A 14940-nucleotide genomic window follows, 5' to 3' on the forward strand; every position below is an offset into this window, starting at 1 on the left:
GCGGCCCCTGGCTTCATCGAAATGACGGAAATCAAGTCGTGCCCTCCCCGCCCATTTCCGCGCGGATGGCACGGGCCACCCGGAAGGCCTCGACGCCCGCCGGCACGCCGCAGTAGATCGCGATCTGGAGAAGGGCCGCCTGCAATTCCCTGTCCGACAGGCCGTTGCGGATGGCGCCGCGAAAATGGATGCCGAATTCATGCATGCGGTTGCTGGCGGCAAGCATGCCGAGGTTCAGGAGGCTGCGCTGCTTGAGATCGAGGCCGTCGTCCGTCCAGCCGAGGCCCCAGCAATATTCGTTGAGCAGGTCCTGCAAGGGTGCGGAGAAGGCATCGGCGCCTGCCCTGGCGCGATCGACATAGTCGTCGCCGAGCACGCGCCGCCGGACGGCCTCCCCGTCTTTCCGCAAAGTCTCATCCATGAGCGGCCTCCGTCTTCGACACAAAATTATCGATGGTTTCGGCCACGATGCCCGGCGCCTCGATGAGGATGGAATGGCGCAGGCCCGGAAAAAGGGCGAGCTGCGATCCCGGGATGCGGTCGTGCATGTAACGGGCCATGCGCGGGTTGGAGCCGACATCCTCCTCGCCGGTGGCGATCAGGGTCGGGCAGCGGATCTGGTCGAGGAAGCCGCCGAAATCCGTCTCGGCCAGCACCCGATAGGCGGCCGCGTAGCAGTCCGGATCGTTTTCCGCGTCGCGCGCCCGCAGCCAGGCGATCACGTCGGGATGTTCCTCCTGAAACGCCTCCGTCAGCCATCGCGAGAGCGATGCCGTGTGGTGATCCGCCGGCGTTCCGGCCTGAAGCGCCGCGAGGCGGGCGAGGACGCGTTCCCGCTCCTCTGGCGTGCGGCCCGCAACCGTGGACAGCAGCACGAGCCGGCGCAGGCGCGGCAGATGCGTCAGCGCGAGACGCTGGGCGATCAGCCCGCCGAGCGAAAACCCCGCGAGATTGAAGGTCGTGAACCCGGCCTTGTCGGCAAGCGCCAGCGTCTCGGCCACGAAGTCGTCGATCTCGTAGCGGCCCTTGACGCGGCTTGACCTGCCATGGCCCCGCAGGTCGAAGGTGAGGATCGTGAACCGGTTCTTCAACCGTTCGACCACGCCGGACCAGGCCTCCAGATAGGAGCCGACGCCGTGGATGCAGACGAGCGGCTCGCCGCCATCGCCATCGATGCGATAGTTGAGCGTGACCTCGCCGACCGTGTGCTCTCGTGCCTCCGCCATGATCAGCCCCCCGCAGCCGCCCGCTTCCGGTCGTTTTCGCGCGCGGCGAAGACCGGCATGACCTCTTTTACGAAAAGCTCGATCGTGCGCTTCTGCAATTCGAAGGGAAGGTTGAAGGTGAGGCCGAGGCAATATTGATCGACACCCGCCGCTTCGAAAACCAGCAGCTTCTCGATCACCTCGTCCGGCGTTCCGAACATCAGGTTCTTGCGGATGTTCTCCGGATTGTAGTTCTCCTTGCCCTTCACCGCCTCATAGGGCACGGCCTCGGGAAAACCGTTCTGCACGGTGCCGGCATTCTGCATGAGATTCTCGAAGGCGCGGCCATAATCCATGCTGTGCTGCACGGCCTTTTCCCAGCCGTCCGGCCGATCGTAGACGCAGGTGCGCCGCTGCATCATGAAACGCGGGCGCGGCACTTCCGGATGGTCGGCCACGGCCTTGTGGAACTTGTCGGAAAGCACCTGGATTTCGGCAGCCGGTGCCGAAAGCGGCGTCGACAGGATGCTGGCGCCGTTCGCAATCGCCCAGTCGAAGGTGCCGGGATCGCGCGCGGCGACCCAGATGCGCGGATGCGGCTGCTGCAACGGCTTCGGCACGGAGGTGGCGAGCGGGAACTTCCAGTAGTGCCCGTCATGGGCATAGTCGCCGGCCCAGAGCTTCTTCACCGCCGGCACGATCTCCTTCATGTAGGCGACGCCTTCCTGCTGCGGCATGCCGCCCGCCATCCGGTCGAACTCGTACTGGTAGGAGCCGCGCGCGATGCCGAATTCCAGTCGGCCGTTCGTCAGGTGGTCGCAAAGTGCCGATTCGCCGGCAAGCCGGATCGGGTCCCAGTAGGGTGCCACCAGCGTCGAGGTGCCGAGGCGCAGCTGCTCGGTGTGCTGCGCGAGCCAGACGAGCGTCTGGAAGGGATTGGGCGAGATCGTGCATTCGATCGTGTGATGCTCGGCGGTCCAGAGCATCTCGAAGCCGCCCTCGTCCGCCATGCGGGCCAGCGTCAGCAGGTTGTTCTTCGCCGTCGCCATCGGCACATCCGGCGAAAAGCGTTCCATCGTGAGCGAGACTGCGAACTTCATGGTTCTGCCTTTCGATGCTTGTTACTTGAGGCGGATGACGAAGGGGTCCTGCATCGCGCCGGAATAGTCGATGATCACGTTCTTCAGCCGCGAGAACTCGTGCATCACCTCGAAGCCGCCGCGCCGGCCGTAGCCGCTTTCCTTGAAGCCGCCATTGGCGGACATGAAGGAGGCGGAGCGATAGGTGTTGACCCAGACGGTGCCGGCCTCGATCTCGTTGGCGAAACGCAGCGCCCGGTCGATGTCCTTCGTCCAGATGCCGGAGGCGAGGCCGTAGCGCGTGTCGTTGGCGAGCCGGATCATCTCCGCCTCGTCGCGGAACGGCATGACGCCGACAACTGGACCGAACAGTTCGTCGCGCATGAAGGTCATGTCGTTTTCGGCATCGACCATCACGGTCGGCTCGAAATACCAGCCCCCGGGCGCAAGCCCGTCCTTCTGCGGCCGCCGTCCGCCGGCGGCGACCTTCGCGCCCTCCTTCACACCGGAGGCGACATAGGATTCGACCTTGGACAGCTGGTCGGCGAGCGCCAGCGGGCCGATATCGGTGTCATCACCCGTCGGAAGGCCGACGCGGATTCTCTGCGTGCGGGCGACCAGCGCCTCGATGAACCTCTCGTAGACGTTCGCCTCGACGAAACAGCGCGAACCGGCCACGCAGGTCTGGCCCGCCGCGGCGAAGACGCCGGAAACGACGCCGTTCACCGCATGCTCGATATCGACATCGCCGAAGACGACATGGGGCGACTTGCCGCCGAGTTCCATCGAGCAGGGCACGAGGTTCTGCGCGGCGTTGCCGGCGATGCGGCGGCCGGTGGCCGTGCTGCCGGTGAAGACGTATTTGGCGACGCCCGGATGGCGGGTCAGGGGCTCGCCGGCGCTCTTGCCGGTGCCCGTCACCACATTGACGACGCCGGCCGGAAAACCTGCCTCGTGGATGAGTTCGGCCAGCGCCAGCGTGGAGGCCGTCGCATGTTCCGAAGGCTTGATGACGATGGTGTTGCCGATTGCAAGGCAGGGCGCCAGCGTGCCGGTGAGCAGCATCAGCGGCGAGTTCCACGGCGTGATCATGCCGACGACGCCGAGCGGTTCGCGCAGGTTGATGTTCAGCGTGTCGAGCCGGTTGATCGGGATCGTGTCGCCCTGCAACTTGTCGGCCATGCCTGCGAAGTAGTGGTAGCTGTCCGGCATGGCGCGCATCTGCGCCCGCGTTTCCTTGAGCAGCTTGCCATTGTCGCGCGTCTCGATCTCGGCAAGCGCATCGGCATTGGCCCGCACGAGTTCGGCAAGCCGGCGCACCAGCGCACCACGATCGGTCTGCGTCATGCGTCGCCATTCGGGGTTGCGGAAGGCGGCATTGGCAGCGGCGACGGCCGCCTCGACATCGTCCGCATCGGCCTCGGCAAATTCGTACCAGGGCGCGCCCGTCGTCGGATCGAAGCTCTGGATGTAGTTGCCGTTCTTCGGGGCCACGAACCGGCCGCCGATGAACAGCAGCTGGCGGGAGCCCTCGATGGAGCTGACTGTCGTCTTCATGTCATTGTCCTTGGTCTTGGGAGGCCTGGAGCCAGGCACGGGCTTCGCCGTCGATCATCGCGACACGGCCGCCATCGTCGGAATCCATGTAGATGCCGAAGCGGCCCGCCAGCCGCTCGCGCCCATAGCGCCGCAACATCGAGCGCAGCTCATGGGTCGCGATCGTGTCGTAGGGCAGGTCATCGATGGGGAAGAAGCGAAGGTCGGCGGGAAGATTGCCGGTGGCGCCCTCGCCCGCGAGACGCGCCCGGTAGACGAGATAACCGGGATCGCTGTCGGCGACGTCGAAGACGGAATAGAGGAAGGTTTCCTCCGGCACGAGACGCAGCGCATCGCCGCCGTCGAGCACCAGCTGGCTGTCCGCCTTGCGCCGGCGCGCCGACGGCAACACCCAGCCACCCTTGCCATCCGAGCGCAGCAGCAGGCTGTCGCCCGCCTCGATGAGATAGCCGATGATCATGCCGTGCGAGGCGAGCCAGCCGGTGGGCAGCGGGTCCTTCACGCTGGCATAACGACCGCGGCAGAAGCCGAGCGGCGCGGTGGGGCTGGTACCGAAGGCCCGCACCTGGCCGATCAGGATGGCGTGGTCGCCGGCATCCACCGCGCTGTGAAGGCTGCAATCGAACCAGGTCAGGCTATCCGTCAGAACCGGCGCACCCGTATGCACCCGGTCGTGGTTGACCGACTGGAACTTGTCCTGCGCCTTCGAGGCAAAGGTCGCCGATACGCCGACCTGCCCCTCATGCAGGATGTTGACCGCAAAACAGTCCGCCGCCTTGAACACCGCATAGCTCGACGCCGACTTGGCGACGCAGACGAGCAGGAGCGGCGGATCGAGCGACACGGAGGTGAAGGAATTCGCGGTCATCCCGCGCGGCGTTCCGTCCGCTTCGAGCGTGGTGATAACCGTCACGCCGGTAACGAAAGTGCCGAAGGCCCGGCGCAGCGCGATCGGGTCGATCGGTGCATCCTGTGCTGCCGCTTGCTCCACCATCCCGACCTCCTCTCCGGTTCATTGAGAGGAAGCTACCGCCGCCGGCCGGCTGCTTCTTCCTCCTAGGCGGAGGAGAGTGGCAAAGAGTTCTCCTGCGCTTCGAAGGAGAGCCCGAAGGCGTCAGCGTTCGCTGAAGGCGTGGTTCTCGATGACACCGTAGAGACGCAGGGCGAGCTCCACGGAAAAGCGTCTTTCCGCCGTTTCGACATCGATGCCGAAGAGCTCCTGGATGCGCGAGAGCCGGTAGCGCAGCGTCGTCACATGCAGGCCGAGGCGGTCGGCGCAGGCCTGGCTGCGGCAGCCTTCTTCGAGATAGGCCGACAGGGTTTCCAGATAGGGCGTGCCGTTCTCCCGGTCGTGTTCGGCAATGGCGCCGATGCTTTCGCGGACGAAACTGCGCACGTCGCCCACATCGGCGGCGGAGACGAGCATGGGCAGCGGACCGAAATCCTGCGTGGAGAGCGCCCCCGTCAGCCCGAACGACCGACCGATGCGGATCATCCGGCTGCATCGCTCCCAGGCCGCGGGGTAGTCCTCCAGCCCGGCGCAGCGGTTTCCGGCAACGATGACCGGCGCCTCATCGAAATAGCGGCCCAGTTCATCGGCCATGCGGCGCATGAGTTTCGTGGTGCGCTCCTGCTTTCGCCCCGCCTCATGCGGCACGAGGCAGACGACACCGCCATCGATGGCGACGAGGCCCGCTTCCAGCGACGCCTGCCGCAGGATGCGTGACAGGGTGTGCTCCACATCGATGGACCCGCCGCCGAAGGCCTTCGCCTTCTCCGGAAAATCGACGACGATCATCTGCTGTGGCGCGGAAAAATCGAGCCCGAGGCGCGTGGCGCGCTGGGTGACATCCGCAGCATCGCGCCAGCGCCGTTCGACGACTTCGAAAAACAGCTCGCTTTGCGTGCGCGTCTCGAAACGAAAGCGCAGGAAGGAACGCATCATCTGCACGCTCAGCGCAAACTTGGCGCTGTCGAGCATGAGCTGGTCCAGCTCGCCCTCGGCGACAGCGCCGGGAAAGATAACGAGCGCGCCGACCAGCTGCCGGTCGACCGTCAGGGCTTCGATCCGCGCGGAGGCACGCAGCCGCCGCGTGCCGTCATCCAGCAGGATTGCCGCCGTTTCCAGGGTGCCGCGCTCGACGGCATCGCGTGCCGCCTTGATGAGCGTGCGGGAAAAAACCGTCGGGGCCGCGGCCTGCCATGCCGCATCGTCAAAGTCTGCCGTAAGCGGCGAGCGCCCGGCGATCACCTGGTTGACGGTGAAATCGACGACGACCAGCGGATTGGGCAGCAGCCGGCCGACCATGGCGGCAAGCGAGGAGACGGAGCCGTCACTCAGCACATGTTCCAGCAATGAGGTATGCGCCGTGAGCGCCCGGTCCAGCCGATCGGACGCCCGTTTTTCCGCGGCGAGGCGATGCTGCTTTTCCACTGCGATCGCGCCCAGATGGATGATCGTTCCGAGAAAGGCGAGATCGTCTTCCGTGACCTCCGTCACCGTGCGGGCGATGACGCTCAGCACCATCGGCCGGCCCTCGGCATCGGCGCAGTTCATCGGCATGACCAGCACGGTGCGGTAATCCCGCTCGAAGGCCTCCTTGCGGTAGCCGGGAAACTCCGCGCTTTCGCGCGCATCCCGCAGATAGACCGGCTCGTTGCGCTGGAGCGCGATCAGCGACGGGCTGGTCGCCAGTTCCCAGCGATCAGGCAGGTCGCGCTGGATGAGCGTCGGATCATGCCGAACGATGACATGGGCATAACCATGCGCGGCATCGATGCCCATGATGGAGCCGAGCGCCCAGTTCGCATGCCGGCAGGCCGCCGCAATCAGATGCTGCAGCACGGTCGTCAGGTCGCCGCCGCTGTTGATCTGGCTGGCAACGTCGCGAAGCGAAAGTATCTGTGATTTGTGGTCCAACCGGCCGCGCACTCCCATCCTAGGCTCGCGATAATGCGGCGCAAAGGTCAGGAATGCTACTTGTTTTCGGAGGATCATCGCCGCTCCGTTTCCTCGGAACGATAGGAAGATCGCGAGCCGCTGCACGCTAGGTTGAGGAAACGGTCAACAGACGGCGGAAAAGACATGGCGCTCGGCATCAGAAAGATCTGCACCTTCCTCGAAGAAACCGACATCGAGGGTGGCAAGGCTGCGCCGCGTCCCCTCAACATCGTCGTCGTCGCCGCCATCCTTCAAAACCCTTGGGCCGGCAAGGGCTTCGTGGAGAACCTGCGGCCCGAGATCATCGACATTGCGGGGCCGCTGAGCGAGGAGATGACCCGGCGGCTGCTGGCGCAAATGCCGGCGGACAAAATCGAGGCTTGCGGCAAGGCGGCCGCGGTCGGCGTCAACGGCGAAATCGAGCATGCCTCGGCGATGATCCATACGCTGCGCTTCGGCAATCCCTTCCGCAATGCGATCGGCGGCACGAACTATCTGGAATTCGCCAATACGCGCAACGCGCCCGGTGCCCTGCTCTCCTTGCCGATGATGCACAAGAGCGAGAACGGCAAGCGCTCCCACTTCCTCACCGCCAATTTCCAGATTGCCGACGCGCCGCATCCCGACGAGATCGTCATCGCGATCGCAGCCGCCGATGGCGGCCGCCCGCACGCCCGCATCGCCGACCGGTTCCAGGACATTGCGGAAATGGAGGCAGAGCTCGCACAGGGCTAAGGCTTGCGGCTTGAAACATGTAGTGTCGGAATCTCGTTTGGCTGATCGTCTTCAAGACGGACAGACCAGGGAGAACGACAATGACGATCACCATCACCGCCTTTGAAAGCTCGCCCGATCGCGGCAGGGGCCTGGCGCGCGACATGCGCGTTCGCTGGGCGCTTGAGGAAGTAGGACAGCCTTACGAGGTTCGCCTTGTTTCGTTCAAGGCGATGAAGCAGCGTGCGCATCTGGCACTTCAGCCCTTCGGACAGATCCCGACCTATGAGGAAGGCGACCTGGCTCTGTTCGAGTCCGGCGGCATTGTGCTCCACATCGCAGAGAACCATCCGGGCCTGCTGCCGGAGGATGCGAATGCCCGGGCGCGCGCCATCACATGGATGTTTGCCGCGCTCAGCACGGTGGAGCCGCCCATCGTCGAGCGCGAAGCCGCCCACTATGCGGAGCGCGACGAGGCCTGGCACGAGGCGCGCCAGCCCATCCTCAAGGCTCGCATCCGTGAGCGGCTAGACCAGCTTTCCATCCGGCTCGGCGATGCCGACTGGCTCGACGGCGCCTTCAGCGCCGCCGACCTCCTGATGGTGACCGTGCTGCGCCGCTTGGAAGGCTCGGATATTCTGGGCGACTACCCAACCCTCTCCGCCTATATCGCCCGTGGCCAGGCGCGACCCGCTTACAAACGTGCCTTCGACGCTCAGTTGGCAGTTTTCACCGCCACGCAGAAATGACCTCATCTGTACGCCTTGATCCCGCCGCAAAATCCCCTATAAACCGAATCGGTCTGCTTCCTACCGATTCGGTAGGTAAGCAAAACGAGGGTCGGCCATGGGTCAGGGCAAAGGAATGACGATCTTACACGGCTCACTCTGCGCTGTCAGAAGGCACCTCCCTGTCGCCGTCTTCGCGACGTTCGTGCCAGGCACGGGCGCCACGATGCGCCGACCCGAAATATAGTCCAATCTCGTCTGGCATTCGGCGCGCCCGCCCAGACGCATCCCCCAAAACCCACGAGGTCACCAAGCACATGGCCTGTGCTTGCGATGACGCGCGCCTATGAAAGGAAGTTCCATGCAATCAAGACCCCTTCTCGCCCTCACACTTGCCGCGGCGGTGTTCGCCTCCGGCTGCCAGTCCAGATCCCAGTCCATGGACGAAGCCTATAATATCTGCGCCGATAGCGGTATGCGGCCGGGCGGCTGGCAGCACCAGCGCTGCACGCGCAACATCTATTCCGAAAATCGTCGCAAGGCCGATCAGGCGGCGGCCGCGGTTGCCGTCGGCGTTGCGGCAACGGCTGTCGGCGCCTATGCGATTTCGCAGGCCAACAAGGACAAGCACAAGGATAGGGATCGCAGGGACCGCGGCTGGCAGAGGGATCGGCACGACCCGTATTGGCCGAAGCGCGCCCGGTAATCGCCCTCGCCCGCATCATCGATTTTGTCTAGCCTCGGCCGGAAAACTCCGGCCGGGGTACTACGGCTGGCGATGGCCCAGCGCATCCATCGTTGCGGCAACCATGGAGGCGCGCCATTCCTTCGTCTGTTTCGTGCGCACCGCAAGATTGGCCGTGATACCGAGGCCCGAAAATGCGCAGGTCACGCGAATGATCCTGTCCAGTTCCAGTTTCTGAAGATCTATGCCGATCGCCTCGTACATGATGAAGCCGATCTCGTTCATCTGCTGGTCATTGGGATCCGGATCGAGCGCGATACGGTTGCCCAGCGCCGAAATGCCCGGCTGCTCGAAGGCGAAGGTGACCGAGGCCTCGACCACCGCAAGATCCCGCTCGCGCCCGACCGGCAACCCCTTCACGCTTTCCAGCATCTCTTCGGCATGCTCGCGCAGCGTCCTGATGCCCGCATCATAGATGGCCTGCTTACTCGGGAAATGATGCAGCAGCCCGGCTTTCGAATAACCGACGGCTTCGGCGATCTGCGAGAGTGAGGCATGCGCAAATCCGTGTTGGGCGAACAGGGCGGCCGCCCGATCGATGATCCCGGCCTCGATTTCGGATTTTGTCGGCCTGAGCATGAACGGACCCAACGTTGATTGCCTTGTGCGGCGAGCTCTAGGCCTGCGGCACCCTCGCCCGCTATACGAAATGCGGCGATGTTTGTCTGTCTGCTTTTCGACGCAGGGCCGGGCGCAAGCCTCTCCACGCACAGATTTGGACAGGCTTACCCGGCGCGCCCGGTGGCGTCTCCCGCTGTCACCGGGGTTTCTTCCGGAGAGCGCGTGTTCCTGAAGAACTCCCACATGCGGCCGGTCGCGTCGCGTTCAGAGGTCACCTTGCCGTTCGCATCGAAGGTTCGGAACAGCACGCTGCGGGCCGGCCAGTCGTGGGTGTTTTCCTTGAGCAGATAGGATGTGATGCGCGCACCGCTGGCGCAGGTATCGAACGACAGCGCCGTCATCGACGCATCGGTGAGCACGTCGCCCTTGGCCTCGCACTTGTCCAGCTCCGCCCAGCGCCGCAGCGCAGCCTCGCCACCATATTGCCAATAGGGCCTGCCGCCGCCGACAAAGGGATTGGTGACGTCCTTCATGCCGGAGAAGGCGATGATGGAGATCGGATTGCCGGGGTTGCAGGAGGCGACATCCGGCTGCCAGACGCCATCGCGCTCCACGGGATAGCCGGCACGCAGGCCCATGACAAAGCCGGCGGCGGCGAAGTCCGGATGGCCATTGCAAATATATTGCGACAGCATGCGACCGCCGCCGGAATAACCGGAGGCGTAGATGCGTGTCGGGTCGACGCAGAAGGTGTCCTTCACCGTCTTGATGGCATCCTTGATATAGCGCTCGTCGTCGTGCGTGCCGCCCTTCGTCACGCCCGGCACGTTCCAGGCATGCGTGCCCTTGTACTGGCCATCGAGGCTGCCCTGCAGCGCGATCGCCACGAAGCCTTCGCGCTCGGCGACCGCGTCCCAGCCGCTGCGGCGAAACTGGCCGGCCGGACCGGAATTGCTGCCGTGAAAATCGAAGACGACGGCGAGCTTTTTCTTCCCATCATAGGCAGCCGGAATATGCGCCAGCGCCGGCCGCTCGATGCCGCCGGTCTTTACCGTGAATTCCATCTGGCCGGGTGCAATGGGCTGGCCGCAGCCTGCTGCAAAACCGGGGCCGGCAAGGCCGAGAGCGAGAAGCAGTCCCACCGCTATCACGCGGACAGAACCTTCAGGCCGCACGCGGCCAAGCAGACGAAGTATATCCATCAAAACGCCCTGTGAGTGCTGATCTGTATCGGCTGGCACTGTCGTTCCTAATACAGGAACAGTTTACGCAAGGTATTGATGGTGCAGCCGTTGCACGTGGATGCCGTGTCACCTCCGGCATGTCAAGGCGTTGACCTAGAATTCACTAGTGCGACCCCGCCCTCCTCTACGCATCCTTGCGCTTCAGCCTGATCGAGACAAGCAAACCGAGCACCAGGCCGAAGACGACGAGGTTGATCAGCGTCGAGAGCGCATAGAGTTCCGGCTTCACGCCGTAGCGCAACGCGCCCCAGGCGACCGACGGCATCGTTGGCGTTGCGCCCAGCAGATAGAAGGAGATGTCAAGACCGTTCAGCGACAGCACGAAGGCAGTGATCAGGCTGCCCATGATCGCCGGCCAGGTGATCGGCAGCATGATTTCCAGGAAGGAGCGCACGGGGGATGCGCCGCAGACGATGGCGGCCTCGTTCATGCGCCAATCATATTTGTAGAGCATGGCCGCCATGATGAGGAAGCAGAAGCTGAAACAATGCACCGCATTGGCGATGATCGCCGTCACCATGTTCCCCTGCAATTCGAACAGCAGGTAGTAGAGCGCCATGCTGGAAATGCCGAGCATGATCTCCGACACGAAGAGCGGCGCGGCAAACAGGATGGCGTAGAACAGCGCCCTGCGGCCACCGAACCTCAGCACGCCGATCGTGGCAAGGAACCCCAGCACCGTCGACAATACCGCCGTGCAGGAGGCGAGCAGCAGGCTGTTCAGGAAGGCGCTCTGGTAAACGGTGTTGTTGGAGAGCCGCACGTAACTCGCGAAGTTGAACTCCGGCGGATAGGGGAAGTTCGGCCGGCTCGACAGCGACGCGAAGAGGATGTGGACGATCGGCATATAGAGGAAGGCGAAAACCAGGATCACGAAGGCTGCGAGCAGCCATTTGGCGATGGCATCGGAAACATGCGGGCTCATCTTACTGCCTCCCCATTCCGGTAAATCCGGTCCTGCGCAGATCGACGCCGAAGCTGAGGATCGCGAGCGCGAGCGCCGAAAACAAAAACAACACGACGCCCATGGCCGCACCCAGCGCCCAGGTGCCGGACTCGCCGAATTGCTGTGACATCGACATGCCGTAGAGCGTGCCGTTCGGTCCGCCGAGGAAGCGCGGCACCAGCGAGGCAGACAGCGTGGGGATGAAGGCCAGCATGAAGCCGACGAGCGTGCCGGACAGATTGAGCGGCCAGACGACCTCGGTGAACACCCGGAGGCGGTTGGCGCCGCAGGCATTGGCGGCATGGGCGAGGCGGAAATCGAAGTTGATCAGCGAAAGATAGACCGTGGTGACCACCAGCGGCAGGTAGAGATAGATGAAGGCGATGAACGAGGCGACATTCGAATACATGATGAGCCGCAGCGGCGCCGCCCCCATCCGCACCAGCATGCCGTTGACGAGGCCCGCCGGCCCCAGCATGCCCTGAAGTGCGATCAGCCGCAGCACTTCGCCGGACAGGAATGGGATGACGAGCAGTAGAGACAGGATAATGCGGTAGCGGCCGCCATAACGCACGATGAAATAGGCGATCGGCCAGGCCATGACGACAAGGGTGACCGAGACGCCGACCGCCATCATCAGCGACCGCAGGAAGAAGGTGATATAGGCCCCCTCCGTCGCCAGCGTGACATAGTTGTTGAGCGTCAGTTCACGCACGATCTTGTAGTTCTCGGTCTGCCAGAAGCTGAGCACGACGAGCGCGATAAGCGGGAAGACGAAGAAGAACAGCAGGAAGCCGCTCGGAACGTAGAGCAGCAGGCGCTGGCGCAGCGAAACGTTTGGCATCGTCAGCTCCCCGCCTTGAAGATATGGCAATCGGACGGCGCCCAGGAAAGCAGGACGCGCTCCTGAATGGGCAGCGGATCGTTGCGCTTCGGCTTGACGACGATCACCGTGTCACCGCGATCGGTTTCCAGGATATATTCGAGAAACGGCCCGCGCAGCACGATATCGGACACCGTGCAGACGATGCCGCTGCCGCCTTCGGATTTCGGGGTCAGGTCGAAGCGCTCGTTCTTCACAAACACGTCGAGCGCATCGCCGGGCTGGAACTTTTCCTGCGGGGGCAGCGGAAACTCATGGTCGTAGCGGGCGAGCCGCACCGTCTTGCCGTCCGGCGTCACGGTGCCCTGGAATTTCGTCGACTTGCCGACGAAGCGGGCGACGAAGGGGGTCGGCGGATTGTCGTAGATCGCCTGGCGCACATCGAGCGCCTCCAGCCGGCCATTGTGGATGACCGCGATCCGGTCGCTCATGCTGAGCGCTTCTTCCTGGTTGTGCGTGACATAGATGAAGGGGATGCCGAGCTGCTTCTGGTAGCGGCGGATCTCGACCTCCATTTCCTGGCGCAGTTCGCGGTCGAGATTGGCCAGCGGCTCGTCGAGCAGCAGCAAGGTCGGCCGGGCGATCAGGCCGCGGCCGAGCGCGACGCGCTGCTGCTGGCCGCCGGAAAGCTGGCTCGGATAACGATCGAGCAAGTTCGTCAGCGACAGGACGCCGGCCACCCATTCGAGCCGCTCGTCGATCACCGCCTGCGGCTCCCTGCGCATGCGCAGCGGAAAGGCGAGGTTCTCGCGCACCGTCCGATGCGGGAAGAGCAGGAACTCCTGGAAGACCATGCCGATGCCGCGCTTGTGCGGCGGCAGACCGGTGACGTCCTTGCCTTCGAAACTGATGTGCCCCTCGGTCGGCCGGTCGAGGCCGGCGATCAGCCGGAGCAGCGTGCTCTTGCCCGAACCGCTGGGCCCGAGGATGGCGATGAACTCCTCCTTGTCGATGTCGAGGGTGACGCTGTCCAGCGCCTTTACCGCGCCGTAGCGGCGCGAAACATTGTCAATCCGGATATAGGAATCGCTTTGTCGCATGAAATGGACCTGTGCTCATGAGATGGGGCCAGGGCGTGAAAGCCGCCCCGGCCGCCGTATCTGGGAGGGTGGAATACGGGCAGGTCACGCCGCCTGTACGTTCGACCATACGCGTTCCCACTTTTCAGGGGAGGACGGCTGGTCGAACATGAAGAGGTCGGCGATCTCGCTCGAACGGTCCATGAGGAAGAGCTTGCGCTCGTCCTCCGTCGATATGGCGCGCAGGTCGACCGTGGTCGAGCAACCTGCCACTTCGCCGATCTTCTTCATCACCGGCGCCGAGATCATGATGTCGATGAAGTTGTAGCAGAGGTCGAGCTTCGGCCCGTCCTCCACGCCGGACGTGACCAGCCAGGTATCGACCCAGCCGAGCCCGCCCTCCTTCATCTTCAAGGCATGGCGGAAGTCGACGGCCGGAGCGCCCTGGCTTTCGGCGGTCAGCAACTGGCGGAAGACCTGCGCGAACTCGGTCGCGGCAACCACGGCGCCGCTTTGCAGCAGTTGGAAAAGCGTCGGGTTGTCCTGATAGCGGGTGAGCAGCAAAGCCTTCTGCTGGACGAGCAGCTTCTCGATCTCGGCAAGCTCCTCGTCGGTCAGCACATAAGGATTGAACGGCTTGCCATCCGGCCGGGGCTTGGTGCGGCTGCCCAGGCGATCGGTGACCAGGAGGGCGGCGAGCGCGATGTTTTCCTCGAAGCGGGAGCTGGTCGAGAGCATGCCGGAATAATCGGCATTGAACATGCATTCGAGCGTCTCGGTCTTTTCCGGCGCCACCTTGCCGGCATCGTAGGTGATGCCATAGGCGCCCCAGCAGAAGGGAAAGCCGATCTTCCCGCCCGCTTCCGGCTCGGAGAGCACGTCGAAGGCCGCGGCCTGGAATTCCGGCAGGTAGCCGCCGGCATTCGGCACCTTGGCGTAATCGACCGTGCGCAGCAGCTTTTCGCGATAGTAGAGCTGCGGCCAGAAACCGTCGGCCTGGACAAGGTCGAATTCCTTGGAGCCGCCAACGCGCAGCTTGTTATAGGCCTCGGAATTGCCGTCGAAGAAGGTCGGAACGAACTTGACCTTGTTGGTCTCCTCGAAGGCGGTGATCTGGTCGGGCAGAAGATAGGCCTCCCACATCAGCGCGCGGACCTGGTCGGGTGCCGCCCAGGACGGCCGGATGAAGGGCATGGTGAGTGCCGCCGTGGTGCCGGCGGCGAGAATGGATCGGCGTGTGAACTTCTTGTCGAACATTGTCGTGATCCCCTTTGTTGGTCTTGCTGAACAGCGTCGCGTGCTTTGGCACGTCTTGTCA

15 protein-coding genes are annotated in these 14940 nt (G+C 63.9%); 3 read left to right on the top strand and 12 right to left on the bottom strand.

The features are described from left to right. Positions 1–31 precede the first annotated feature (31 nt). The 6 genes from AC1Q6Z_RS09825 to AC1Q6Z_RS09850 all read right to left on the bottom strand — a co-directional run bounded on the left by AC1Q6Z_RS09825 (position 32) and on the right by AC1Q6Z_RS09850 (position 6761). Complete coding sequence (locus tag AC1Q6Z_RS09825; RefSeq protein ID WP_492647628.1) at positions 32–421, bottom strand: carboxymuconolactone decarboxylase family protein; 390 nt, start codon at positions 419–421, stop codon at positions 32–34. Further along, positions 414–1226: an alpha/beta fold hydrolase gene (locus AC1Q6Z_RS09830; RefSeq protein WP_492647629.1), complete on the bottom strand. Its 813-nt coding sequence runs from the start codon at positions 1224–1226 to the stop codon at positions 414–416. The genes AC1Q6Z_RS09825 and AC1Q6Z_RS09830 overlap by 8 nt, the downstream gene beginning before the upstream one ends. A gap of 2 nt (positions 1227–1228) precedes the next feature. Continuing rightward, complete coding sequence (locus AC1Q6Z_RS09835; protein ID WP_256114965.1) at positions 1229–2305, bottom strand: LLM class flavin-dependent oxidoreductase; 1077 nt, start codon at positions 2303–2305, stop codon at positions 1229–1231. Positions 2306–2326: 21 nt separating this feature from the next. Continuing rightward, a complete protein-coding gene (locus AC1Q6Z_RS09840) occupies positions 2327–3841 on the bottom strand; it encodes an aldehyde dehydrogenase (protein WP_492647630.1) in 1515 nt (504 codons plus the stop codon). 1 nt (position 3842) lies between these two features. Next, positions 3843–4835 (bottom strand): flavin reductase, encoded by a 993-nt coding sequence (locus tag AC1Q6Z_RS09845; protein WP_492647631.1) that lies wholly within the window; start codon positions 4833–4835, stop codon positions 3843–3845. A 120-nt stretch (positions 4836–4955) separates the two neighbouring features. Further along, entirely contained in the window at positions 4956–6761 is a 1806-nt protein-coding gene (locus AC1Q6Z_RS09850; RefSeq protein WP_492647632.1) for a helix-turn-helix domain-containing protein, read from the bottom strand. Positions 6762–6926: 165 nt separating this feature from the next. Between AC1Q6Z_RS09850 and AC1Q6Z_RS09855 the strand changes: the two genes are divergently transcribed. The 3 genes from AC1Q6Z_RS09855 to AC1Q6Z_RS09865 all read left to right on the top strand — a co-directional run bounded on the left by AC1Q6Z_RS09855 (position 6927) and on the right by AC1Q6Z_RS09865 (position 8930). Then, the gene (locus AC1Q6Z_RS09855) at positions 6927–7517 is read left to right on the top strand and encodes an amino acid synthesis family protein (RefSeq protein ID WP_492647633.1); all 591 of its coding nucleotides are present in this window, start codon (positions 6927–6929) and stop codon (positions 7515–7517) included. 80 nt (positions 7518–7597) lie between these two features. Continuing rightward, positions 7598–8245, top strand: coding sequence for a glutathione S-transferase family protein (locus AC1Q6Z_RS09860; protein ID WP_492647634.1), 648 nt, complete (start codon positions 7598–7600; stop codon positions 8243–8245). A gap of 340 nt (positions 8246–8585) precedes the next feature. Continuing rightward, positions 8586–8930 carry a hypothetical protein gene (locus AC1Q6Z_RS09865; protein ID WP_256114971.1) on the top strand — a complete coding sequence of 115 codons (345 nt, stop codon included), beginning with the start codon at positions 8586–8588 and terminating at the stop codon, positions 8928–8930. Positions 8931–8990: 60 nt separating this feature from the next. Here the strand turns inward: AC1Q6Z_RS09865 and AC1Q6Z_RS09870 are convergent, their stop codons facing one another. From AC1Q6Z_RS09870 to AC1Q6Z_RS09895, 6 genes are all read right to left on the bottom strand, one after another. Continuing rightward, a complete protein-coding gene (locus AC1Q6Z_RS09870) occupies positions 8991–9548 on the bottom strand; it encodes a TetR/AcrR family transcriptional regulator (RefSeq protein WP_492647635.1) in 558 nt (185 codons plus the stop codon). 146 nt (positions 9549–9694) lie between these two features. Continuing rightward, entirely contained in the window at positions 9695–10732 is a 1038-nt protein-coding gene (locus tag AC1Q6Z_RS09875; RefSeq protein ID WP_492647636.1) for a CE1 family esterase, read from the bottom strand. Positions 10733–10898: 166 nt separating this feature from the next. Continuing rightward, positions 10899–11699 carry an ABC transporter permease gene (locus AC1Q6Z_RS09880; RefSeq protein ID WP_256114975.1) on the bottom strand — a complete coding sequence of 267 codons (801 nt, stop codon included), beginning with the start codon at positions 11697–11699 and terminating at the stop codon, positions 10899–10901. 1 nt (position 11700) lies between these two features. Further along, on the bottom strand, positions 11701–12564 hold the full coding sequence (locus tag AC1Q6Z_RS09885; RefSeq protein WP_492647637.1) for an ABC transporter permease: 864 nt from the start codon (positions 12562–12564) through the stop codon (positions 11701–11703). 2 nt (positions 12565–12566) lie between these two features. After that, the gene (locus tag AC1Q6Z_RS09890) at positions 12567–13643 is read right to left on the bottom strand and encodes an ABC transporter ATP-binding protein (RefSeq protein WP_492647638.1); all 1077 of its coding nucleotides are present in this window, start codon (positions 13641–13643) and stop codon (positions 12567–12569) included. An 84-nt stretch (positions 13644–13727) separates the two neighbouring features. Further along, entirely contained in the window at positions 13728–14879 is a 1152-nt protein-coding gene (locus AC1Q6Z_RS09895) for an ABC transporter substrate-binding protein (protein WP_435264594.1), read from the bottom strand. Between the last annotated feature and the right edge of the window lie 61 nt (positions 14880–14940).

The organism is Shinella sp. GW835-FHT14H05 (assembly GCF_058793575.1).